Origin of the sequence: Halorubrum shenae, from assembly GCF_051194165.1 — an archaeon.
Classification (GTDB): domain Archaea; phylum Halobacteriota; class Halobacteria; order Halobacteriales; family Haloferacaceae; genus Halorubrum.
The window spans coordinates 1-23,771 of sequence record NZ_JBLZNI010000027.1 but is presented as its reverse complement, the minus strand read 5'-3'; the positions used below and the strand labels follow the sequence as shown (position 1 = coordinate 23,771).

The 23,771-nt window shown below is 56.0% G+C and carries 18 protein-coding genes and 7 pseudogenes; 15 read left to right on the top strand and 10 right to left on the bottom strand.

Annotated features, from left to right (window positions below; genetic code table 11):
- Both ACNS88_RS16855 and ACNS88_RS16850 read left to right on the top strand, forming a co-directional pair.
- Nucleotides 1–894 (top strand): IS4 family transposase (locus ACNS88_RS16855; protein WP_435100268.1); only part of this gene is annotated, 894 nt, incomplete at its 5' end.
- Between the two features lie 13 nt (nt 895–907).
- Nucleotides 908–1,237: pseudogene (locus tag ACNS88_RS16850) on the top strand (transposase); the annotation flags it as partial.
- Between the two features lie 211 nt (nt 1,238–1,448).
- On the opposite strand, the gene ACNS88_RS16845 reads toward ACNS88_RS16850, so the two are convergent.
- Together ACNS88_RS16845 and ACNS88_RS16840 are read right to left on the bottom strand one after the other, a co-directional pair.
- The gene (locus ACNS88_RS16845; protein ID WP_435100265.1) at nt 1,449–2,810 is read right to left on the bottom strand and encodes an outer membrane protein assembly factor BamB family protein; all 1,362 of its coding nucleotides are present in this window, start codon (nt 2,808–2,810) and stop codon (nt 1,449–1,451) included.
- A gap of 52 nt (nt 2,811–2,862) precedes the next feature.
- Entirely contained in the window at nt 2,863–3,957 is a 1,095-nt protein-coding gene (locus tag ACNS88_RS16840; RefSeq protein ID WP_435100261.1) for an outer membrane protein assembly factor BamB family protein, read from the bottom strand.
- Nucleotides 3,958–4,363: 406 nt separating this feature from the next.
- Here ACNS88_RS16840 and ACNS88_RS16835 point away from each other — a divergent pair, with 406 nt between their 5' ends.
- From ACNS88_RS16835 to ACNS88_RS16815, 5 genes are all read left to right on the top strand, one after another.
- Complete coding sequence (locus ACNS88_RS16835) at nt 4,364–5,524, top strand: hypothetical protein (protein WP_435100258.1); 1,161 nt, start codon at nt 4,364–4,366, stop codon at nt 5,522–5,524.
- Between the two features lie 867 nt (nt 5,525–6,391).
- A complete protein-coding gene (locus ACNS88_RS16830) occupies nt 6,392–7,384 on the top strand; it encodes a DUF4397 domain-containing protein (RefSeq protein WP_435100255.1) in 993 nt (330 codons plus the stop codon).
- An 819-nt stretch (nt 7,385–8,203) separates the two neighbouring features.
- The gene (locus ACNS88_RS16825; protein WP_435100252.1) at nt 8,204–8,641 is read left to right on the top strand and encodes a TRAM domain-containing protein; all 438 of its coding nucleotides are present in this window, start codon (nt 8,204–8,206) and stop codon (nt 8,639–8,641) included.
- Nucleotides 8,642–8,761: 120 nt separating this feature from the next.
- Nucleotides 8,762–9,025 carry a hypothetical protein gene (locus tag ACNS88_RS16820; RefSeq protein WP_435100249.1) on the top strand — a complete coding sequence of 88 codons (264 nt, stop codon included), beginning with the start codon at nt 8,762–8,764 and terminating at the stop codon, nt 9,023–9,025.
- Between the two features lie 3 nt (nt 9,026–9,028).
- Nucleotides 9,029–9,223, top strand: coding sequence for a hypothetical protein (locus tag ACNS88_RS16815; RefSeq protein ID WP_435100246.1), 195 nt, complete (start codon nt 9,029–9,031; stop codon nt 9,221–9,223).
- 686 nt (nt 9,224–9,909) lie between these two features.
- On the opposite strand, the gene ACNS88_RS16810 is transcribed toward ACNS88_RS16815, so the two are convergent.
- Nucleotides 9,910–10,452 carry a DUF7342 family protein gene (locus ACNS88_RS16810; protein WP_435100243.1) on the bottom strand — a complete coding sequence of 181 codons (543 nt, stop codon included), beginning with the start codon at nt 10,450–10,452 and terminating at the stop codon, nt 9,910–9,912.
- 181 nt (nt 10,453–10,633) lie between these two features.
- On the opposite strand from ACNS88_RS16810, the pseudogene ACNS88_RS16805 reads away from it, so the two are divergent.
- Nucleotides 10,634–10,819 (top strand): annotated as a pseudogene (locus tag ACNS88_RS16805) (NTP transferase domain-containing protein); the annotation flags it as partial.
- 115 nt (nt 10,820–10,934) lie between these two features.
- Here ACNS88_RS16805 and ACNS88_RS16800 read toward each other — a convergent pair.
- The gene (locus ACNS88_RS16800) at nt 10,935–11,567 is read right to left on the bottom strand and encodes a hypothetical protein (protein WP_435100240.1); all 633 of its coding nucleotides are present in this window, start codon (nt 11,565–11,567) and stop codon (nt 10,935–10,937) included.
- A gap of 635 nt (nt 11,568–12,202) precedes the next feature.
- Nucleotides 12,203–12,775 carry a metal-dependent hydrolase gene (locus ACNS88_RS16795; RefSeq protein ID WP_435100238.1) on the bottom strand — a complete coding sequence of 191 codons (573 nt, stop codon included), beginning with the start codon at nt 12,773–12,775 and terminating at the stop codon, nt 12,203–12,205.
- A 177-nt stretch (nt 12,776–12,952) separates the two neighbouring features.
- Between ACNS88_RS16795 and ACNS88_RS16790 the strand changes: the two genes are divergently transcribed.
- Entirely contained in the window at nt 12,953–13,984 is a 1,032-nt protein-coding gene (locus tag ACNS88_RS16790) for a tyrosine-type recombinase/integrase (RefSeq protein ID WP_435100235.1), read from the top strand.
- Here ACNS88_RS16790 and ACNS88_RS16785 read toward each other — a convergent pair.
- A complete protein-coding gene (locus tag ACNS88_RS16785) occupies nt 13,981–14,949 on the bottom strand; it encodes a tyrosine-type recombinase/integrase (protein ID WP_435100272.1) in 969 nt (322 codons plus the stop codon). The genes ACNS88_RS16790 and ACNS88_RS16785 overlap by 4 nt on opposite strands.
- 888 nt (nt 14,950–15,837) lie before the next feature.
- Between ACNS88_RS16785 and ACNS88_RS16780 the strand changes: the two genes are divergently transcribed.
- From ACNS88_RS16780 to ACNS88_RS16765, 4 genes and pseudogenes are all read left to right on the top strand, one after another.
- Nucleotides 15,838–16,494: a DUF8102 family protein gene (locus ACNS88_RS16780; RefSeq protein ID WP_435100232.1), complete on the top strand. Its 657-nt coding sequence runs from the start codon at nt 15,838–15,840 to the stop codon at nt 16,492–16,494.
- A gap of 871 nt (nt 16,495–17,365) precedes the next feature.
- Nucleotides 17,366–18,130, top strand: coding sequence for a UTP--glucose-1-phosphate uridylyltransferase AglF (gene aglF / locus ACNS88_RS16775; protein ID WP_435100270.1), 765 nt, complete (start codon nt 17,366–17,368; stop codon nt 18,128–18,130).
- Nucleotides 18,131–18,179: 49 nt separating this feature from the next.
- Nucleotides 18,180–18,629: pseudogene (locus ACNS88_RS16770) on the top strand (2'-5' RNA ligase family protein); the annotation flags it as partial.
- 125 nt (nt 18,630–18,754) lie between these two features.
- Nucleotides 18,755–19,459, top strand: coding sequence for a sugar phosphate nucleotidyltransferase (locus ACNS88_RS16765; protein ID WP_435100229.1), 705 nt, complete (start codon nt 18,755–18,757; stop codon nt 19,457–19,459).
- Between the two features lie 5 nt (nt 19,460–19,464).
- Here ACNS88_RS16765 and ACNS88_RS16760 read toward each other — a convergent pair.
- Both ACNS88_RS16760 and ACNS88_RS16755 read right to left on the bottom strand, forming a co-directional pair.
- Nucleotides 19,465–19,945, bottom strand: a pseudogene (locus tag ACNS88_RS16760) (NUDIX domain-containing protein).
- Nucleotides 19,939–20,333 (bottom strand): annotated as a pseudogene (locus tag ACNS88_RS16755) (UDP binding domain-containing protein); the annotation flags it as partial. The pseudogenes ACNS88_RS16755 and ACNS88_RS16760, both read right to left, overlap by 7 nt.
- A 218-nt stretch (nt 20,334–20,551) precedes the next feature.
- Here ACNS88_RS16755 and ACNS88_RS16750 point away from each other — a divergent pair.
- Both ACNS88_RS16750 and ACNS88_RS16745 read left to right on the top strand, forming a co-directional pair.
- Nucleotides 20,552–21,466 (top strand): glycosyltransferase family 2 protein, encoded by a 915-nt coding sequence (locus ACNS88_RS16750; RefSeq protein ID WP_435100226.1) that lies wholly within the window; start codon nt 20,552–20,554, stop codon nt 21,464–21,466.
- Between the two features lie 35 nt (nt 21,467–21,501).
- Complete coding sequence (locus tag ACNS88_RS16745) at nt 21,502–22,608, top strand: glycosyltransferase family 4 protein (protein ID WP_435100223.1); 1,107 nt, start codon at nt 21,502–21,504, stop codon at nt 22,606–22,608.
- Nucleotides 22,609–22,690: 82 nt separating this feature from the next.
- Here ACNS88_RS16745 and ACNS88_RS16740 read toward each other — a convergent pair.
- Nucleotides 22,691–22,828: pseudogene (locus ACNS88_RS16740) on the bottom strand (IS4 family transposase); the annotation flags it as partial.
- Nucleotides 22,829–23,011: 183 nt separating this feature from the next.
- Nucleotides 23,012–23,698, bottom strand: a pseudogene (locus ACNS88_RS16735) (ISH3 family transposase); the annotation flags it as partial.
- Between the last annotated feature and the right edge of the window lie 73 nt (nt 23,699–23,771).

Genomic DNA, 23,771 nt, shown 5'->3' with positions numbered 1-23,771 from the left:
CAAGCTCGCCACGAGGAGCAGGCTGGAGCGAAGCTCCACCTGCTCCACAATGCCACCGACCAGACGATTGAACGGATCGATGTGACCGATGAAAAAGCGCACGACAGTACGCTGTTCAAGACGGGATCGTGGCTGCGTGGACGGCTGGTTTTGTTCGACCTAGCGTACTTCAAGTACCGCCGCTTTGCGCTGATCGACGAGAACGACGGCTACTTTGTGAGCCGGTTGAAGCAGAACGCGAATCCGGTGATAACAGAGGAACTACGGGAATGGCGCGGGCGCGCCATTCCCTTGGAAGGGGAGAAGATCCACGACGTGGTCGGTGATCTCTCGCGGGAGTACATTGACGTAGAGGTCGAAGCAGAGTTCAAGCGGGGTCAGTACGAGGGAACACGGTCGCTAGACACGAAGCGGTTCCGCGTCGTCGGCGTCCGCGACGAGGACGCCGACGACTACCATCTGTATATCACAAATCTACCGAGAGAAGAGTTTCTCCCAGCAGATCTAGGGACGCTGTATCGGTGTCGATGGGAGGTAGAAACGCTGTTTCGTGAGTTGAAGACGCAATACGAACTAGATGAGTTCGACACGAGCAACCCTGTTGTGGTGGAGATTTTGCTGTATGCGGCGTTGCTGTCGCTGCTAGTGAGCCGTGAGTTGTTGGATCTGGTCACCGAGCAGGCTGACGGCGAGATTGTGTTTCCACCGGAACGCTGGGCGGCGACCTTCCGGTCGCACGCCCAGCTTGTTCTCCACGAACTCGGTGAGTACCTCGGCTACTCACCACCACCGTTGCTGGAGCGGCTCATCGAGGATGCTCAGAAGATCCATCAACAACGACCGATCTTACAAGAGACGCTCGCTACCGCTACACAACCGAGGTGTGAGTCTTAGCTAAAGACGAATGGTCTTCGCGGTTCCGCACCGCACAAGCGAAGACGAACACGTGTGGTTCGTGACAAGTTTGGACGTAGATCAGTCGACAGCAAAAGCGTACGCGGCGGCGTTTCGCCGCCGCTGGGGAATCGAAACGTCATATCGGCAGATCGGTGATTTTCTTCCGAGAACGTCGTCGCCGACATTCTCAGTGAGGTTGTTCTACTTTCTGTTCGCGGTGTCACTGTACAATCTCTGGGTGTTAGCCAACGTCTTAGCCGCACCGAGAACAGGTCCACAGACACCGCAGATCTCAACACGAATCTTTCGTAGACTCATTTTCTCGACAGACTACGGCTGAGTCACGCTCGGATTCGACCGGGATGACCGGTGAGTACGCCCCATCGCGGAGAGGCATCGCTCGGGAACTCCGCTGACGCGGCGTTCCCTCGCTCTCTCAATGAATCTGTCACAGCGAAATTCACCGCGATCTTGAGATTCACTGAGCTCAACGGCTTGGTTAGTACAGAGCGGATTTGATTCGGCAACTACTGTTTAGGGCGGGGAGGATGTCAACGGAAAGCGAGTAGCGAGCCCGTCTGCGTGACGACCCAGAGTTCGTCGTCAGCGACTGTTGGTGAGCGAAACACGGGATCTGCGAACTGACGCAGCCACTGTTGATCGCCGCTGTCTCGGTCAACGGCGAACACTCCGTGTTTGTTTGCGCCGGTGTCGTTGCCAGCATGAAGAACGAGGTCGTCTGTAACGACCGGCGCAGACTGGCCGAGCGTGTACTCCGGGTCAAACACCCAATTGTCGTCACCGATCTCTGCATCAAATGCGATGAGTCCATTCTCAGATGTCGCACAGTACACGGTTCCGTCGGCGACAGCCTGTGATACAGCGCTTGCCCGAGACTCGTGTACCCAGTGTGTTTCGCCACTGGCTGCGTCGATTGCGGTCATCGTCTCTTCACCATCAAAGAGCGGGACGAACAGGAGTCCATCCGCGTAGGTTGGCTGGCGAATGCTTGCCCCTTGCTCAACGGACCATTGTTCCTCACCAGATTCGACGTCGAGTGCGTACAACACACCTTCACCTGCGGTTTCTGGTCCTCTCTCCTTGGTTCGGCTGCGCCCGAACACCAGTCCATTCCCGACGGTTGGTGTCGATCCGCCCTCGCCCGCCCGCCAGAGGCGGTCTCCGGTGGCCGCATCAAGCGCGTACGTCGCGTGCGTTGACTGAACGAACACGCGCCCATCCACAGCTGTCACCCCGGGGATGAATCGCTCCGCATCTTCCCGGTTGTCGGCATCAGTCTCCTCAAGATCGCCGAACCGCCATCGCTCCTCACCCGTGGCGAGGTCAACAGCAAACACGTAGTACTGGTTCGTTCGGGATGACTCACGCGCCTCGAAGAACACGGTATCCCCCTCGATGACAGCTGGCTCACGACTGTGGCTCACATTGTCGACAATGCCGTCATCTGCCGACCACTGGCGCTCACCAGTGTCACGGTCGAACGCGGTCACAGAACTGCCATCTCGTGTCCCGGGGAAGATGACGAGGTCTGCTGTCGCTGTCACCGGTGCTGTTTGCCCGTCTTCCTGGTATTCCCAGCGGAAACACGGTGCGTCCGTAGATCTGATAGCAGCGCTTGACGCACTCGTGTGCGCGGCATCGAACCCAGCATGTGTCCATTGACCCGAGGTGCTCGCGGGTGGGTCTGTCGTCTCACACCAGTTGTCCCGTGGCGACGCGTTCGTGCCGTCGTCTGTTGCTGTCTCGTTGCCGCCAGAATCGGGTTCTGACGCGGCGTCGGTGTCATTTGCACCACCCGTGGTTGGCTCGCCACTCTCACCAGTATTTCGAAGACACCCTGTTAACAGTCCTGTGGCAAGGGTTCCGTGTGCCAGAAGTTGTCGTCTATTCATGCGATTCTGTTGGTGTGGTGATAAATAATTAATTCGATAACCGACGCGTCAATCACTCCTCAGTGGGGCCAGCAGCAAACGCAAGGAGTCGATCTGGGGACTCTGTGGATCCGAAGTCGGTCGTCCCGACAAAGACGGTGTTTCCCGCCGGGGCAATCGACGACAGATTACGGTTATCGACCAGTACGTCCCACACAACGTCGCCGGCGTCGACATCGATCGCAGCCACCAGGCTTCGGTCTCCGTCCGGCCCAGCGTACGCTCGCGGCACATACAGCGTCCGCCCAACCAGTGCCATCGAGGCGTTCCCAGTGCGTCCCGCGAGATCAACCCGCCAATTTGGGGAACCGTCCGCTCGGTCAAGTTTATACAGCTCTTCATCGGTTGTCCCGAGATACACCGCCTCATCAGCAACCACGGGTGCCACGTGGGTCCCGTTGAGCGTCTGGGTGGTCCACCGATGATCGCCGGTCGCCGCATCAATCGCAGTTAGCGCAGGTCCGTCAGAACTCGTGGCGAACACTGTGTCAGCTGTTACAGCCACTGGCGATCGGACCCGCGGGAGTTCTGTGAATCGCCACTTTTCAGCACCGGTGGTGCGGTCGACAGCGAGCACTATCCCATTGTGGTCACTGTCAGTGTTTGTTTGTTGGACGCCGACAACAACGGTTTCATCCTCAACGGCGGGTGTCGCAGGGTGTGCCTCGTCGATCGATACGCGCCACCGCACTTCACCATCCGGGCGATCACGCGCAACTAACTTGCCAACTCTAGTGTCGTTGTCGTAGGTCGTGTAATAAATGCTGTCTGCTGTGACTGTCGCTGGGCGTAGTCCCTCGTCAATTTCTAGGCGGTTGTGTTCGGTCCCATCGGCGAGGTTGTAGGTAACGAGTGCGTTGCCGTCGCGGATACTGATGATGGCTTCGACGTGCTGATCGGTCATTCGGACCGGAGTCGCGTTCCTCTCGTCGGCGTGCCAGTGACGGTCTCCGGTAGCGGCGTCGAGTACTTCCAGATTGTTGTCGATACGCATTGCAATGTACTCACCTGTTGCAATTGGGTTCGCGCCAGCAAACGAGCCCGGATCGCGCTCGTGGATCCACTGGAGCGCAGCCTCACCAGCGGGCTCGACATCGTGATCGAGCACGCCGCGGTTGGCGGGTCCACCGGAGGGCACGCGCCATGACAGTGACGGGCTGATCGGGAGTACTGCCGGCCCGAGCTCGGCAGTAAACGACTCTTCATCGTCGTCGGGTGTCGCTTCCGTGTTTTCCTCGTTAGACGAGTTCGTCTCGTTTGCGGTGTCCGGCTCGTTGCCGGCTGGTGTCTCGTCCGTGGTCTCTGTCTCAGTCTGTGACAGTCGCAAACAGCCCGCTAATCCGAGTCCGGAGAGCGTGAGAACGCCTCGACGACCGTATTTCCGTGCCCGGTGGATTTGGTCCTCAGTGTCGTGTTTGTGCATGCAAATAGCTGTTAATGTCGATGGAAGTATGTTTCGGGTGAGTGTGACTGTCGTGGAAAGATACTTTTCAATCGACGTGTTGCACAATTCTATGACAGACCCTACATCTACCGATTCCGACAGCACCCATCGACGATCAGCAGGTCGTCGACGCATTCTTTCCTTGTCGGTGCTCGGAATCGCAGGGTGTCTCCGATCATCCAACGGGGAGACGCAAGAAACGGGTTCTAATGGAGATACTTCACTAGATGAGACTGATAGGAACCGTTCTGACGGGAATGATTCGAATGGGAATACGAACGATGATTCTGGTGAGACCGACTCAACTGATCTGCCGCCAGGGGTGAACCAAGACGGTGTCACGACATCGATTGTGCGTCATCATGAACAGACACTTGCTGGCGAGCGATTCGACTCCTCGTTCGTATCGGTCCAGAGTTCTGGCGATACCATGGTTGAAGAGCGAGTGACCTACGAGTACGATGACACCACGTTTGTGACCGAGCGGTCGTTCCGCGGTTCGATGGTCCGTGTTTACGTTGAGGATGGTGACGTGAGTCTTCAACAGGCGCAGACAGACAGCGGAGTCCTTTACAGTGACGCCGAACCCGCACTTGCGATACTTGTCTCCCCGTTATTATCGAATCAGCTGTTCACCCATTTTGACGCGGCTAGCTATGTGCCAACAGAATGGGTGGACCATGACGGTGAGTCACTGTTGAAGGCTGTTGCAGAAGATGCCGACGACCTTTCCCGATTACCGTTGATTCGATCGCCCGAGGATGTCGTAGACTTCTATGGCGAAGCCTTACTTACCGAGGACGGCGTAATCCGCCGGCTTCGAGTCGAAATTGAAAAAACGAGTAGCGATCCAGAGTCAGTCGAGATTACGTTCGATCCTGTCGATGATGCATCGCCAGTTGATCCTGAGTGGATCAACGAGGGGCGAGAAAAAGTGTCGCGGTTTGATGTCTCTCTTATCAATGGTGGGACGGCTGTTGAACTCAGCCACGTTGGTGGCAATGCCCCCAGTGACTACCTCCAGGTGTCCGCGTGGGAAGGCGGGTCGGGAACAAATATTGGGCCGGATTTTACCGACGGGTTTGCAGCTGGCCGGACGGCCTATCTTGCCCGAACAGAGGGCACCGGTTTGCAGATCCATGATGAACCCGTCAGCGGAGATAAGCTCGAAACACCGCTAAAGATCAGCCTGTGGTCTAGTATTGAATTGCTGGAGGTTGAGCTTTCGTAAGTCTACAGTCATTTCTCGTGGAGGATTCCACAGAGCGATCTCTTACTGATTAGGGCGGACGGCATGCGGAATTGCAAGTTCGAAGATGAGAGCGCCAACCACAGCCAGCATCGCTATTTGAGACGTGCCTGTAAGCGTACTGTGCAACATTTCAATCAGATTGCCACGCACTCACACAATATTTAAAAACTGTATCGCTCACAAGCGATAGCGTTCAACCCAGGAGGCCTCTACTTGTGGGAGCCCCGACGTTCACGGCGGGAGGATGTTAATCAGATATCTGTCCTCCACGGTTCGTGATTTCGTCGGGGCCGCGTCTGCCCCATTCAGCATACTGGGTGCACTCTTGGCATTCTGCACGAGTGCGCCAGTTCTCGCCTTCCTCATGCGCGTCAGGTGGCACGGTCGTTATCTTGACCGAGATAGCTCCACACTTAGGGCATTGTGAGGGGAGTCCCATAGAAAGAGAGATATCTCTATTGTCCTAGTTAGAAACCGTGTAACGACTTTCAGTACGTGTATAGACCGCGATTAAAAGCCAATATTCGATTCGCTTCCCGTCGGCGTACTGACCGGTTATCTGTTGAAACCCCTTCTTCAGAGATATCCTCGTCCGAAACAGCGGGTCGCTGAAGGGTACTTGTTGGCCATCAAATGTTCTGTTATGTCAGGTAGGGGTTCCGAAAGTCACACAAGAGACAGGGCGTGTGTCCTGTACTGAGTTATCTCCAGATTCGATCAGATCGAACCGGTCAACACAGCACATTCACCCACCAAAACCAGACAGATAACTGTCTATTGGGTAAGCCAAGCTTTCCGACACTTTGGACTTCTATAACAAAGACACATCGGAGTGTACCCACCGACGTGCAACCACAGGTAACGACGCGGCGAAAAGTTATAAAGGGCATAGGAGTGTCCGGAATTGCAGGCATCACCGGCATGAGTGGTGCCGTCCAAGCGGAAACTAATGAAACCACCAACGGGGACGATTATATTTTACAAGATGATACCGAGTTTGCCGCCGTTCGCGTCGGGAACCTCATCCCCGATATCGCCATGGGTGAGGACGAGGATTCACCGGGGAACAGTGGCCAAGCGCCCGGGAGACAGGATTCACCGGGGAACAGTGGCCAAGCGCCCGGGAGACAGGATTCACCGGGGAACAGTGGCCAAGCGCCCGGGCAACAAAGCGGCTATATGCCAGCCTCCACGGCACTCGACATGTATGTCGGCAAGCCAATTGATGGGAATCCCACGATTGGCGGGGTACAGTATCCGGCCTTCGGTCCTGGCCCGGGCGATGCATACTTGCAAGTCCCTGCACGCGAGTACGACATTACTGTCGCGCAGTCCGGATCGTATGAACCACTGCTTGAGGAACAGTTCGATGTTGCAGCTGGAAACCGATACACTGCGCTGGCAGTCGGTCGCATGCAATCAGACGATGACGATACTGGGCTTCAATCTATCATCATCGAGGATGGCAACAGCAGAGATGACGTCACGGCTCCATCCGGCCACGCGGAGGTAAGCTTCGTCCACGCATCCCCAAACGCCGGCCCGATCGACGTCGTTCCCGAAGGACAAACCGTACCACAGCTCTCGGACCTTGAATTCGGTGACGTCACCGACTATCTCGGCGTCCCGGCAGGCGAATACGAGATCGAGATACAGTCCGGGGGAGAATCCGTGCTTACTGTGACCCGGGAGTTAGTCTCTGAAACCCGTGTTACCGTCTATGCAACCGGACTCGCAGGTGTCGACGAGTTGCCGTCTGACGACGGCGAGTTTGGGTTAAACATCGTAGCCACCGTAGACGGATTGAACCCCCTCCCGCGGCACGTCATCACCCGATGAACCACTTCGCAGGTGCGTCCTATCGGTGGATTTAGGATTTGTCAGCAGCGGTTCGGTGGTTCTCTCCATCCTCCTCCAGAGTGACGCGAGGTCGGCAACACTGCTAGACAGAATTCCACAGCTGTCCGACGCGATCGTCGACCCATAGGAGGACCGTGGCTGCAGAAGTTCCGCGATCTGTCCAAGCAGGGCTTGGAACAGGCCGCTCACACGTTCGGCATCGTTCGGTCACTTACTTTCGCCGGTGGATCTGTCGAGACAGCGATTGGGTGTCTCGTTATCGAGTCTTCCACAGTTCTACATAAGAGCGAGATAGTTTAACCAACAAAATCCTACTTTTGCCGATCTGTGTTGGTTAACGTCCGAGAGTACGAATTTCCCCGTGACAGGTCTTTATTTGCGTGATGGACCTAAGTTCACAGTATGACCAACTCGGCGTCTCCAAGCGCCTCTGTCTCGCTATCTGAGCCGGTTAACATTCCTACTGTCCTGAGTCGAGCTGGAATCGATTACGTCAGTGTTCATGACCAGCGACTACTGGCTATCTATCGCACCGGTATCTTCAATGTGGTAACTGAGCCGGAGCCGGTATCGAATGCGCGCACACTCCAAATCGAATGCTGGGAAGCACCACTTCCGTCTCATGACGATGAAAGATCACCACAGGAGCTTCTCCAGGACTTTGCGGCCGTGTTTGATGCTGGCGATGAGTCCTGAAATGGCCTACGACAACTTCGATCAGAACGACGATAATTAGGTGAGAGCGCTGGAAACGCTAGAAACAAGTTATCTGGCACGAGTCAAAGCAATACACGATTTATGGAAGTTTCTGATACGCTCCAGACACTGTATACTGCGACTGTTGAGCAGGAGGACGGAACCCACCAGATCACGGTGCCAGAACGTGAGATCACAACCGGGGCAATCACTGGAGGTGAGACGTACCGTGTTGCGCTCATTTCGACGTCAGCGTCGGATACCGATGCCACGGACACGACCGAGGGTACCCAGTCACCTGAATACGCTGATCACCAGCAAGAATATGACGGCCCGCCTGTTGAAGAAGGTGAACAGCGAGATGTTGAAATCAAGAATCTCGGTGACCAAGGTGACGGGATCGCGAAAGTTGAGCGCGGCTACGTCGTGATTGTTCCTGAGACGAGCGTCGGAGACCGTGTCACCGTCGAGATGCAACAAGTGCGCGAAAACGTTGCGTTCGCGGATGTCGTTGAGCGCAAATCTCCTCAAGAACTCTAGCCGTTGCTGTGGATTTGGGTGGCCACCCAGTACTCTCTGGGCGGCACGTACCGGGGACAGTTGGGGAAGCGCTTAAGTCGGCCCTAGCGCTACATCAAGGTAACTACTACTACCACCACAATGAGCCTCACAGAACACTTCGGACGCACACCTGCCGCCTTCCAAGCAGTCGCCTCGCTGTTTCGGCTGCTCGGTGCCTCCGAAGATCCCGTGGCGTTCATCCGCCACGCCCGCGACGGGAATATTGAGGCTGCCTTCGACACGATCAATAGACCGAACGATGAGCTCCATCGTGAGGTCACGGCGATGCGTAAACTTGCGCTTGATGCCGACGCCGACGCCCCCGAGCCGACTGACGACGAACGCGATATTCTCTTCCCCTGAGACGTGGTCGATCCCGTCTCCATTTTCGGTGTTCCGCCGCTTGTCGTCGCGTACGTGATGGCAAAGTGCGCCTACGAGGTCGAACAACCGAGCGACCTCTCCGAGGAAGAACGAAACGCGCTCTACCTCAAATGCATTCTGGACAATCTGGTTCCGACTGGCCTTCCGGATCCTGACAAGTACGACGACGATCCGTAGCTGACGGCGCTGGTAACCCCCTCGACGCTTCACGTATGTGGAGGAGAATGTCAACGCAATCCCCCTCATGGCGCTGCTGTGCCGACATTCCTGTTCAAGGTTGCCCAGGGGATGTCACCACGAACCGTCCCGCATGGTGAGGCGATTGGCGAGTGCGTCCATCATTTCCCACAGGAGTCCGGACACCGAACGTGTGTCGAATGAGGCTGGGTCGTACGTGTATGGATCGTCCACCTCGTCTCGTTCCTGATAGTGAAGCAGGCCGTCAATGTGCGGATTCGGTTCGCGGTGGAAGCCACAATCAAAACCAGATGATTCGCTATAATGGAGGGTGTAGTATGCCCGAATCGGCGTTCGCATCCACGTATCACTCGTGCGATCAGATTCTTCTGGCCCAGGCGGTGGACCCGGAATCCACGTGATTCGGAGTGAGACGGTCTCTCCCGAACGACCGAACCACGGCGGGTCAAGGTCTGCCTGTAGTTCTCGGTATGCACTCGGTGGCTCACCCGCAACAGAAAGTACGGCGGGATGTCGCGCCAACTCCCCACGCAATTCCCGGAGGATACGGTGCCGATCCTGTCCTGACGTCGTCCCGCCATCGGAACGGACACCGTCCGCTTGGGAATGAGAATCAGAATATCGGTAACGGTCAGCCTGACTGCCCGGGACGCCTGACTCGTCGGTCATACACTGAGCGACGACTGATCAGCTGTCCAGGTGTCGTAGTTTGTGATCGCGTCTTGGATGAGAGAGAGGTGATACCGGGCGAGGTCCCAGTCACTTGCCGCTCGCGTGAGTTCGTGCGCCTGCGCGGCAGAGACAGTATCTTCGGCCGCTCGTTCCTGGAGTGTGTCCGGTGAGTCAGCATCGTACTCTGTTTTCCATGCCGCGATATCGTCTTTCAATTCTGTGGCCTGCTCTGCAAGTTCTTGTTTCGTCGTCTCTTCAAGTAACTCTCGAATATCGCGGAGTCGGGTGTACGGTGGATCCGGATAGTAATGGCGGGTTCCGCCGTCGTCGGTTACTGTCACAACACTGAGGTCGACGAGCCGGCGGAGGTGATCCCGTGCCGTATTCGGGGAAACGGCTGCCTGTTCTGCGATCCAGGGTGCGGATTGAGGCTCCGAGAGCGTCATCGTCACTGACTTGACTCGATCAAACGCCGATGTGTGTTCCTTCCAGGACTCCATCCAGTCAGGGTCGTCGGGCGGGTTCGCAGGTGACATACGCTATGGTACCAGTTTGACAGTAATAGTTCTACTCCCGCGCAAATTATTGAGTCTCACTGTACTTCAGAAGAATACCTGCGGCGGTATCCTGGCGAGTCGTCGACGCTGTCAGCGGCCGATGACGGTCGCGATCACCCACCGTGCGCGTCTGTCACTGAGCATCAGTAGTGCTATCGACATAGACGGTGTCGTGCTCCCGGCCGGCCGCGAGACCCGCATGCGACCGCCGACGGACCGTCGCCCGAAACCGCTTCTCCCGGTCGGCGATCGTTCGCTGCTCGAACACGTGTTCGACACCGCCGCCGACGTGGTTGGGACTGGCGAGGAGATCGTGTCGAGCGTCGGAGGTCATAACCAACAAATCTGCGTCTTTGCTCGCTAGTGTTGGTTAAGGGTTGGTCGGATACGACTACGTGATGACGAGCGACTACATGAACTTGAGAGAACGAAGACTGAAAAAAGTCTCTTCAACAAAACCCTCAGAGTTGGAGCCGAACGTGCGCACTCACAACAGCCAACACGAGCAGCAGCGCGCCGACACCACCCATGAGGACTGACTGTGCTGTCAGGCCGTGTCGGAGGAGACTGCCAACTAATGTTCCACCACCGATCGTCAGGATGAGACTCCCGAGGACGACGAGGCCACGCGTCGCTGTTGTTGAGAGCCGGGTGGTGACCCATGGCGCGACGGCGAGCTGGCCGCCGAGTGCCAGCACCCCAGTACTGACGAGGGCCGTTCCAACACCGAAATACAGCCCTTGCAGCCCGCCAACGCCTGAGTGCACACTTCCAACGCCAACTAACCCGATACCACAGATGAGCGACAGAAGGCCAGCGCTCCGAACGAGCGTGTCAAGCGATCGGATTGCTGTCAGTGGCCCTAGATCGGTTGTCGTCGTGGTGCGTTCCTGAGTCCGGTATGCCCAGTGATCGCCGAGACTCACTACGAGGGTGAACACGCCGAGTGCGAGCGCCGCCACCGTATACGAATCCGTGGGATCGACGACATCGAGCGTCTGGTGGAACCAAAAGACGTTTGTGAAGACTGACGAGTGGAGAGCTTTGAGTTCAGGAGCGTACAGTGGCGCGACCCAGTGGATGTCTGGCAGCATGCCCCAGCCACCACCGAGGAGCACGAGAGTGCGTGCGTACCGTGTCGGCGGCAACAAATAAAGCGCGATGAGGGCCGTGCAAATCCCTCCGACAGCGAAATGCGTGATCGCTAATGACACAAGTGGAGTCTCACGTGATGTTGTGAAAGCTTTGTGCCCGACCTCGACAAAGACAGGTGGTTGAGTGAGGGAATACCGACAGTTCCCAGCCGAGGCCGGCAATTTTCTCGATCGAGAGCCGCATCTATGGGGCGTCGCTCGTCCCCGGTAGCATGTCGATGACGACGGTGTCTGTGTACTCAGGGTCAACATTCAGCTCGGTACTCACAAGGTCAGCGCTGGCAGTGCCTACTGGTGTCGGTCACTTCTGCAGGACCCAATACGCGAGACCAAGGGTCTCGCAAAGCATGACGCCAGCGGCGAACGCATACACAGCCTCCAACGGGAGCGGCAAAAAATCGATCGTGGCGACAGCCAGCGACATCACGACCCCCATACCGACCCGGGCGAGCGCAAACTGCCGATCAGCGGTCGTCGACTACGTACCGAGTCTGCCCATACAGGAATGTCTTCTGACGTCATCAAAAAGGTTCACCTCCGCTCGTGAACACCGATGACGGCCCCGCTAGCGCGTCTCACATGTGGTCCGATCGTGTCTGTTTCCAGTAGCGACGGAGTCGCAGCCCCACAAACACGACGACGGCGAGGACGATCACATTCAACTGGGGATGTGACCCCATTTCTTGGTAGATTCGGATGAGCCGAATCCACGGGGCAACATCGTCGGCAGGAGAAACCGGGACGGAAACCAACGGGTACACCAGAAACCGTGCGGCCCACAGATCACCCGCTAAGAGGAACTGGTAGGTGTCGCCGAGCAGGTGACTCGCATATCCGATAGCGAAGGCGGCCGGGGTGACGATCCGGAGCCGTTCGGGAAGCGTCTCGGCCGTCCAGCGGCCACGACTGCGGTTTGCGATCCACCAGACTCCAAGCGAACAAATTGCGAACGCGAATACGGAGTGCGCAAGCGATCGGCCGTACGTGAGAACCCCAAGGTACGCAAGCGGTTTGTCGACAAGATCCGGGAACTGGCTCCCGATTGCGAGTGGGACGAGTGCGAGTCGGGCCGGCAGGCGATGTGTTCCAACGGACGCGTAGACTACATACCAGAGATACGCAACCGCAAGGTGTCCCAGTGGTAACACGATAGAGAGGTTATTAGGCAGGTGGATAAGAGTAGGGAACTCGTTTTGCTGCGTCGTCTGTAATGTCCGTTTGCCGCTATATCCGGAAAATGCTGTTTGTGAGGATCCCTGCAGGATACTTTCGCCTTCAACGCGATCCGTATCCCCGCCGCTGTCTGGTGGTTTGCTCACCTAAAAATGAGTGACAAGACTATGACAGAACTCGAAGAAATCGACCCAGAATTAGCACTAGAACTGTACCTCGATGACCGCCGTAGTCATCAGTCCAAAGCCACCACCATAGCGCACCGATCGCGGTTGTCGTCCTTCGTCGACTGGCTCGACGAACGGAGCATCGACAACCTCAACGAACTCACCGGGCGGCTCGTCAAAGAGTACAAACTCCACCGGCGAAAGGGGTCCGACTGGGCGTCCTCGACCGAGAAGTCAAACCTGGACACCATCCGCGTCTTCGTTCGGTGGGCCGAAGGCATCGAGGCCGTGGAGGCCAACCTTTCTCAGCGCATCCAGTCGCCGGTTCTCAACGGCGACGAGAACGTCCGACATACCGAACTCGATTCGGAGACGGCCGAAAAGGTGCTTTCCCACCTCGAAACGTACCAGTACTGCTCTCCCCAGCACGTGACGCTAGCGTTGATCTGGCACACGATGTGTCGCCGGAGTGCAGTCCGAGCGCTCGATCTAAAGGACTACGACGCGGAGGACCAGCATCTCCACTTCGTTCACCGGCCAGAGTCCGGCACGCCGCTCAAGAACAAGGAGAAGTCGAACCGGTACATGGCCGTGTCGGACTCTATCGCGGAGCTGTTGGACGACTGGATCACCTACAAGCGCCCGGAGGTCGTCGACGAGTACGGCCGAGAGCCGCTCCTCTCGACCCAGAATGGCCGTCTCCACGGGTCCACGATCGGTGGGTACGCCTACAAATACACGCAGCCCTGCAAATACGACGGTGAGTGTCCCGTTGATGGCCGCGATCAACAGTCGTGTGCGGCGGCGTCTCACCAGAAGATTGCAGACTGCCCGGAATCGGTGTCACCGCATCCATTCCGCCGCGGATCGATCACCCATTGGCTTCGGTCTGATGTCCCGCCGCGCGTCATCTCGGACCGCGCCGACGTCTCCGAGCGGGTCATCGAGAAGCACTACGACGAACGGTCGGACCTTGAGGAGATGGAGCAGCGCCGCGAGTTCCTCGACAGTATCTAGATATCCTCGAGATGGGAGCGGCGTGACTCGCGTCGCTCCGACTTCGTACTCAGGTCGTACCACTTCTCGATTGTTCCGGGGTTGGCGTCACATCGTTTCGAGATCACGTCGGCGGTCGGGACACCGTTGGCCCGGAGGTACGTGATGTAGCCCCGCCGGATAGGATGCGGTGAGACGGACGCAGGACAGTCGTACGCGGCGTTGTTCGTCTCCGCCGCCTCGCAGGTGTCCGGGTCCTTCTCGACCGGACACGCCTTGCCGATGGCGCAGGGACGCGACCAGCCGTACACGTACTGACGGATCGTGCTCTTCTGGAGGCGTCCGTTACGCGTCGTGAGGAGTGGATCCCTGTCGTGCTCGTCGGTCACGTTCTTTCGGTTGGCCTGGATGTACCCATCGAGGACTTCTGCCGCTTCAGGCGAAATACTGAGTTCACGCTCACCGGCCTTCCCGTTCTTCAACCGTGTGCCTGTCTCCTCGCGATCGACCGCCGCGATGTATCGCTCCTCGGTGTCGTAATCGTCGAGATCGAACGCGTACAGTGTTGACTGTCGGATCCCCGTTTCGGCGAGGAGCGCCCAGACCACATGCTCTTTCGTGAAGGGCTCGAACTTGGCGAGATGGGCGAGAATCTCCTCGGCGTCTTCGTGGGAGAGGATCGTCTCGTCGACGGCGTCACTCTCCGAGAGCGTCGGCAGAATGACCAGCTTGTGGAATCCGGACTCAAACACGCCTCGGCGCTCGCAGTACCGGAGGAACTTCCTGAACGTGGCCAGACAGCTCTTCACTGACGATCGCGACCCGAATCGCGGATTTGCCCGAAGGAAGTTGTGGAATTGGTCGATGTGCGACGGCTGTAGGTCTTCGAGCTCCTCAATATCTGTTTTCCGACAAAACGCTTGGAAGTGCTTCAGACGCGATCTGTATGATTTAACGGTGCTTGCCTGCACCCCCCACGGATTCATTTCGAGGTAGAACTCGATGACATCGTCGACCGCGGCGGCGTCGGAAAACACATCATCAGCTGTTGTGCTGGCTGCCAGATTATCGGACTCTTTGGACCAATTATCGGGCGAAGACGTGTTTTGGCCCGTCTCTGTTTCTGTGGCCTGGGTTGGTCCGGCGGCTTCCCATGGTTTGTCTTGGGGGGAGGTGTCAGGAGTTGCAGTGCTGTCGGGCTGGAATTCAGTTTTCTGGACGGATTCAGGGACGACCTCGCCGCCGTCAGTTCTTATCTCACGATCATCTTCACCGGTCTCCTCGAATTGGTCGGAGTTTTCGTTCGAATTCGTCACGATTCGATCCTCCCCGTGGTGCGCTGCATCTCACGGGCACAGTTGGCCGGCAGTTGGTGGGCCAGAGCTACGATCGAACCCGGGGCCCGACCAATTGTATCAGATATTGGCCGGGGGGCGCGTGTTTTCGCCCGGAGACCCATCCGGGTACCTGTAGTCCGTTTTCCCCGAACAGAGCGATCAGAGTATGCTAGGTCGTCGGACTGTGTCTGGCCCCCATAATTGGCCGGGTGTCCCGGCCAACATTGGGTGCCAAGCGACGATCGAAGTTGGTCGGGAGACCGGATCTGTTGACTGTTGGCTGGTGTTGCTATCTCTCGGGTACCGGCACTGTAACCTTCGTTCCTTCCCTTCTTACGAGTTCCACTCATTGGCTTCTCCCCCGTTTCGTTGCTACTCGGCCTCCGTGTACCATCGGCTGCGGAATACTTCGACGACCGGATGTGTTGACTCGGATATCCTGTGGCATCTGTTCCATCCGTGTCATAGATTCGCCAGGGATCAACAAAGTAGTACCGAGTGAAAACACATATAGAATTAGGCTACTATTGCCTAACTATGAGTGATGACCGGGAGGAACCTGCTGACGAACTGTTCACCGGTGTGGATGATGTTACGGACCGTAACGACGATACTGACCCGGTATTCACGCCGGAGGACCGACCGAGGGGTATCCTCTCCCCTACCGACCGAGAGTACCTCTGTGGGCTGAAGGAGTACGCCCAGCCGCAGACGGACGCCAACCGGCGCCAAGCTATCCGAGAACGAGTTGGTAACGGGCTCAAGGATTTCCTGCTCTTGGGCCAATTATTGGAACCTGCGGAGCAGGAGAAGGTCTTCGAGGAGCTCGGCCCGGAGGAAACCGACGACGTACTCTCCGCGATGCTCGCCTTCGCGTATCTCGGATTGGACGGGGATCAGTCCCGGCTCAAAGGCTGTATTGAACACGGCATCCTCCAAGGGGAGAACGTCGACAAACTCTTCCAATCGTCCGGACGGGCGACTAACGTGGACGTGTCGATCTCGGTCGAACACAACCCCGACATCGAAAAGCTCCACCAACGCCTTGAGAACGGTCGGGAGCTGACTGACGCCGAGATCGGGGCCCTCGTCCGAGCCGGGAAGGTTGGTCGGGAGGATATCGAGGAATTGGCCGAGTCGCCTCGCGGCTTCCCGGGCGTTTTTGCCGGGCAGAAGTCCGAATCTTCGGAGTAAACTGGTCTATCAGCGAACGGTGAGAGACGTGTGGACATCTGGGGGTCCCCGACCAACTTCTCTCGGTACACCGACCAATTATTGGTTGGAAAGGCTCTCACCGATCGATCCCGCCGAAGACGCTTACAGCATCACGTCGGCGACCCCACCGCAGACGACACCGAATTCACCCGGGGTGACAACACCGATCAGTCGGGGGTGACCGCCGACGACACCCACGACCCACCGGCCTAATAGTGCGACCGCCGCCGGCGTGTCCCTCTTGAAACGAAAGCGTCGTCCAATCAAACCAACACAACCCGTACGGACCACCGTTGAAGCCCCCTCCAAGGGACCAACTGTCCCCGTCGTCGAGGAGGGCCCCCTCCTCGACGACGCCAGAGCCTCCGGCCGAGACGAAACGCCGAAACGGAAGCCCGAGGGAATGACCAAAACAGAACCAGATCGGGCGAGGGGTGCGATCAATCCGGTAACTCATCTCCGGGATTCAGTGCCCAAACCCACACTTTTCCCTAATTACACCACGGCTTCGACAGCGCCGCGTATTGGGTGGAGAATTATTGGATCGGAACCGGGGCCGCCAAGAGGGCGTGATCAATCCGATAGTTCATGTCCCTTGGTCGGTGCCCGAATACACACTTTCGCCTACATGCCGGCCCGTCGCGGACCACGACGCAACGTGGGGATCGTCGACGGGTCTCCGAGAGCCTCACCCGGGGGCCACGCGTGATCGGCCACCGCTCGATGGAGCTGGCCCGACGAAGGACCAGTCCCACCGCGGGTGAGCCGAGCGATCCAGAGCGTGGTCGTGACCACCCACCGTGCGCGTCTGTGGAAAGATCTATCACCGAGTATCATCTCCGCTATTGACCTGAAGGCAGTCGTACTCGCGGCCGGCGAAGGAACGCGGCTCCGCCCGCTCACCGAGGACAAGCCCAAGGGGATGGTGGAGGTCTCGGACGAACCGCTGCTCACACACTGTTTCGATCAGCTGATCGAGTTGGGGGCCGACGAGCTCGTCGTCGTCGTCGGCTACCTGAAGGAGGTGATCATCGACCACTACGGCGACGAGTACGAGGGCGTGCCGATCACCTACGCCCACCAGCGCGAACAGAACGGGCTGGCCCACGCGCTGCTCACGGTCGAAGAGCACATCGACGACGACTTCATGCTGATCCTCGGCGACAACGTCTTCGAGGCGAATCTCCAGGACGTGGTGCGGCGCCAGCGCGAAGATCGGGCCGACGCGGCGTTCCTCGTCGAGGAGGTGCCGTGGGACGAGGCGTCGCGGTACGGCGTGTGTGACACCAACCAGTACGGCGAGATCACCGACGTGGTCGAGAAGCCCGACGATCCGCCGAGCAATCTGGTGATGACCGGCTTCTACACGTTCACGCCGGAAATCTTCCACGCGTGTCACTTAGTGCAGCCGTCTAACAGGGGGGAGTACGAGATCAGCGAGGCGATCGATCTGCTGATCCAGAGCGGGCGGACCATCGACGCGATCGGGATCGAGGGCTGGCGCGTGGACGTCGGGTATCCGGAGGATCGGGAGGAGGCCGAGGCGCGGATGGAGAGGAGTTTGAAGAGGGTGAGACGGTGGAAGCAGGGGACTGAACCCGCACGAACCGGCTAGGTGAGCGATCGGAGGAGTGCTTTTCTGTGTTAGTGGTCCGGATCGGATAATGAGTGCACGTTCGAATCGCACGTACTCACTCTGGCTCGTTCCCGGAACAGAGACATCAGCCTACCGCCAGCTCCAAGCGACGATCACGGAGCTTGCTGAACGATTCGAGGATGCACCGGTCTTCGAGCCACACGTGACTGTGATCGGCGGCATCGATGGCGAGCGTGCAGCGTTGGAGGAGACAACACGGACGCTTGCGGCTGGGGCCGCACCCCTGGAACTGACATTCGATGGCGTCCGCTGGTCGACAACGCGGCACCAATGTGTGTTCCTCCCCGTGGAACCGATACTCGAGTTGATGGAGGTACGCCGGTCGGCACAGGAGACGATCAACGGCCCGCTCGCGGCGTATCATCCACATCTCAGTCTCGTCTACAGCGAAATGGATCTTACGAAGCGACGCGACGTTGCACAGTCGATCGACACGGGGGGCTTCCGGGCAGCATCACGTGTCAGGCGCTGGCGATCGTGGACACCACAGGGCCAGAGTCCGAGTGGGAGACAATCGACTCCATTCTTCTATCGGAGTGAAACGTCGGTGGCTTCACAGTCGTCGCGGCCACGAGACCGAGTATGGACGCGCTCATCCCTGCGGCCGGACGCGGGACGCGACTCGGCGAGAGAACGGAGACGCAACCGAAGGGGCTCGTCGAGATCGACGGGCGGCCGTTGTTGGTCCACGTCTTTGAGAAGGCTGTCGATACGGGCGCCGACAAGCTCGTCGTCGTGATCGGGTACGAAGGGGCACAGATTGTCGATCACTTCGGCGATGCGTTTGCGGGAGTGCCGATCACGTACGTTCACCAACGCGAGCGCCTCGGATTGGGACACGCCGTCCTCCAAGCGGAGTCGCACATCGACGGATCGTTCCTGCTTCTGAACGGTGACAACGTGTTTTCAGGGGGTGTTGCGCCAGCAGTTTCCGCGGCCACCAAGGCGGGTGTCGACGGTGTGCTTGCCGTCGAGGAGGTGTCGACAGCGGAGGCGTCGACGACAGACGTCCTCGAACTCGACGGCGATCGCGTAACCGGTCTCGTTGAGAAGCCTGACGACCCGCCGTCGACGCTCGTGACGACGGGGTGTTACGTGCTCCCCGCGGACGTGTTCCACGCGTGTGCGCTGGTCCAACCGTCTGCCGAGGGCGAGTACCAATTGAGCGAAGCGGTCGGGCTGTTGGTCCAAGCGGGATACGATATCGAGACCGTCCGTCTCGGCGAGCGCGTGAACGTGAATACGCTCAACGATGTCGAGCAGGCGGCACGGCTCGTGCAGGAGTAGTCGAGCTAGCGATCGTCGAGATATCGTTCGACGTATGGATGGAGATCTTCGAACGGCGGGCGAAAGACTTGGAAGGCGCTATGTTGGTCGTCGCCGGTGATCTCCGGATCGTCGCGTTCGAAATGACAGCGATAGGCGGTCGCGAGGTAGTGTTTCGAGTCGACACCGTCGACATCAGCCGTCTCGTAGAAGTGTTCGTAGGTGCCGAGACAGTCGTCGATAACGACGGATTCACCGAGTTCCTCATTGGCCACGCGGTGGACAGCATCAGTGCGATTTTCGTTTTTGAACACCGTCCCACCGGGTACGAACCACTCGCCTTTCGCGGGCTCGTTCTCGCGTTTGTCGAGGAGCACGCCGCCGTCCGTGTTCGATCACGAGATCAACCGAGACGAGCGAGACGTTCGCGACGATTGTCCGCCACTCATCATCTGCGATCCAGCTATCGTGTTCGTCATTCGTGTCGTTCTGGGAGCCAGTTACCATGTTAATCCCTCGTACACGATGCCGTCGCGACGGTCGATCGCCCGCCGCCCGTCAACGACGACGGGCGTACGCATGAGATCGAACTCGTCGTCGAGGGACGTTATTTCCTCCCAGTCGGTCACGACGAGGGCAGCAGCCGCCTCGGACAGTGCTGTGTCGGGGATGTCGACGTACTTGATGTCGGGGAACCGCTCGCGCATATTCTCGGTTGCGATGGATCGTAGGCAACGACCTCAGCGCCGCGTGCGCGGAGTCCCTCGATGACGGGGATCGCCTGGCTGTTGCAGATATCGTCCGTGCCCGGTTGGAACGCTAAGCCGAGTACCGCTACTCGCCTACCAGTGACATTCACATGACGTTATAAAAGTATGAGTAACCGATACGGTTGCCATCGCTGACTGTACCCGCGCGTTTGTACTTGCTAATTAACCCTGATGGAACCTTCACGACAAATACGAGGCGATGTCCGGCGGTCACGGGCGTCGTCTCTAACGGTGACAGTATAAACAGATGATCAATGTAATTTGACGGGCCACATGGTTTTCCTTCTCGTATGAGTGAATTCCGCTCGGTGGCTTTATCAATTTGAGTCGTAACAGAAGAATTGTGTCGACCAACCCAACTAGTCCAGATAGCCCAAAGGTTGGAATAGTCATACTAAATTGGAACGGATATAGCGATACTTCTCACTGTCTAGACTCGATATCGGCAATCAAGTATAGTAATTATCAAACGTACGTTGTGGATAATAATTCGACCGACGGTTCACTCAATAGATTAGAAAAAGAATACGGCCAGACAGTCTTTATCCGTAAAAAAGAAAATACGGGATTTGCAGATGGCTGTAACGTGGGAATTAAAGAAGCAATACAAAACCAATGTGACTATGTCCTACTTTTAAATAATGATATGACTGTAAAAAAAGATTTCCTAAGTCGATTAGTTGAAACAGCGGAATCAAATCAAGATGTTGCAGCAGTTGGGGGAACTATTTATTATCCTGACAAAGAAAAAATTTGGTATTCTGGAGGTGAAATTCACCCACGAACTGCGAAAATTGAAAGAAAAACAGAGATACCATCTATGACAGAGTATCCAACGGAATGGATTATTTCTGCACTTATGTTGCTCAATGTTGATTATCTACAATCACATGGCTATTTAAATGATGATTATTTTTTTGGATCTGAAGATCAAGAGTTTTGTTATTTAGCTCAAAAAAGAGGCTGGAAACTATTGGTGAACCCTGAATCCGAAGTCGTGCACGATATACACTCAACATCAGGATCATTAAATGGTTTCCAAGTATATCATAACACATATAACAGATTATATTTCGCCGAGAATTGTCTGAGAAAACCCGACAGAGCAATTTTTTATATTTATTTCTTAATCAATAGAATTGGATTCGTGCTCTATGCGGCACTAAATCAAAGAGTTGATCTGATAATATCTGTACACCAAGCATTATCTGACTACCGTCAAGATGAACAGAGAAAGGCAACTGAGTATATCAAATAGTTATGTTTAATAAAAAGTTTAGCATTACAAGCAGTATGCCCCTGATTAGCGATGATTCCAACGATGAATGTACCGAGAGCACCAGATCGGGTTTAGAAAAGCAAGCCCCAACGTTGGTAGTCATAGGTAGTCCATTTTATAATAAAGGTAGAGAAAACTTTCTAAAAAAGCTCACACTAGTTTTAAGTGAGGTTTGTAGCAAAGTACACGTCATTGGTGCTAGTCAGCCTGTTGACAAAAATAATGTTTCCTGGGAAAAAGTACAAGTCCCAAGAGAAAATTCTCAGCTAATCAGATATCGAGATTTTTTATTTAGCCAGCTACGGTCAGTACACTTTACCAGAAATATTGAGCCAGACTTTGTATTGATCAGGAACACATTTTCTATTATACCAGCGACATATATGAGATTTTTTGGTCCACATTCTGCCACGTTTGTGACCCAAAAGACCCCGAATGTATGGAAAAATAAACTGTCGTTATTTACTATTTTGGCCTCTGAGAGTGTTATCGTAGAGGCACCGAGTGTCCTTGAAGAGTGGACCGATAAGGTAGAGCACAAATCTGTTATTGGTGCAACGTTTGTGGATAAAAACAAATTCTACAAGATTAATTCGATCTCTAGTCGAGATAAAGCAATTGGATACTTAGGCGGAATTGACCAAAGAAAAGGAATTCTTCGATTAATTGAGAGTGTTAATGACCTCTCGACAGAATTCCCGGAACTCAGGATATGTGGATCTGGTCCCCAAAAAAACATTGTAGAAAAGAGGACGAAGAATGTGGGAAATATACAATATAAAGGATATATACCAGATTCTGAACTCATAGGTTTCTACAATAATATTAGACTACTAGTCCTCCCAACGAAGTCAGAGGGGCTGCCTAATGTTGCGCTTGAAGCGATGGCATGCGGTACTCCAGTACTAGCCCCGCCTGTAGGTGGGATACCTGACTTGATAGATGACGGAAAAAACGGATTTATTTTAGAAAGTAGATCAGTAGAAGATATTAGAAAAGGGATAGTCCGCGCATATAATTCAGAAAAATTAGACAAAATAAGTGAAGAAGCTTCAGAAACTATTAGAGAGAAATATACGTTTGAACGTGCGGTGAAAAGATATGAAGAGATGTTGTACTAAAAATTAGAACTTACGATGATCTCTAAATACGAATAGTACAAAAAGTGTCGACCGTCTAAACAAGGGTACCATCCGTCTTCAGTTAAGACTCACACCTCGGTTGTGTAGCGGTAGCGAGCGTCTCTTGTAAGATTGGTCGCTGCTTGTGGATCTTTTGAGCGTCTTCAATCAGTCGTTCAAGCAGTGGCGGTGGTGAGTAGCCGAGGTACTCACCCAGTTTCAGTACCTCACAAAGCATCCTCGGCTAGCTGTTTCTGCGGCTTGAGTTCTGTGTCGAAGTGGTTGTACTGACGGTTTCGACAGGAGAATTACAGACGGATAGACGGAGAGCTGTCGTGTCGGCGGCGGTCAGCCGCCGACGCGACAGCGTTGCCACTCACGAGACGGCGTACTCGGTCAGTGACTACCGGTGGAACCGGTCGTCTGGTGGTCGATTCGCGGGGACGGCCCGACGCACCGCGAGGGCCGTCCACGCGGCCCGTCGAACCATATTTACGAACTCCTTGTACGGCCACCACCAGAGACGACGCCCGCCACGGCGGGGCGTCGCCACATATTCGTAGTGGAGATACCGCCAAGCGTTCTGTAACAACAGACTCACCACGACGTACAGCAGTCTCACCGTCGCATCTCGTGTCGTTGTCGTCGCTATCGCTTGCTCGGACAAGCGATAGCTCGACTCGATACCGAAGCGTTTCGCGTAGTGGTATCGAGCGTCGCGTGGTGTCTTGATGAACGGCGCGTCAGCGGCGTAGCCGTGACGCGCCACACCGTGGTCGTCATACTTCCCGTTCAGGTACGTACAATCGATATAGACGGGAAACTCGACGGTCCAGCTGTGACCGTCGAGTTTCCCTGTCAGATCATGCTGAATGACACGACTCCACCCTTTCGAGAGCTCTTGCTGAATCGTCTTCCCCCACCGGATGATCGGGATTACGTACGCGTAGTTATGCGCTTGAAGCAGCGTGAGGCACTTGCTGTCGTAGAATCCGCGATCAAGATAGACGGCCTTGACCTTGGTGTCAAGGCCGTCGAGGACACCGAAGAACTCAGCGAGGACGCTGCTGGCGGTGTCGCCGTCTTTAATGAGTACGAAATCTTTTGTGATCTAAGAGATATAGTGAGGTAATGGAACGCTCGCGCCGAATAGATATCAAGCA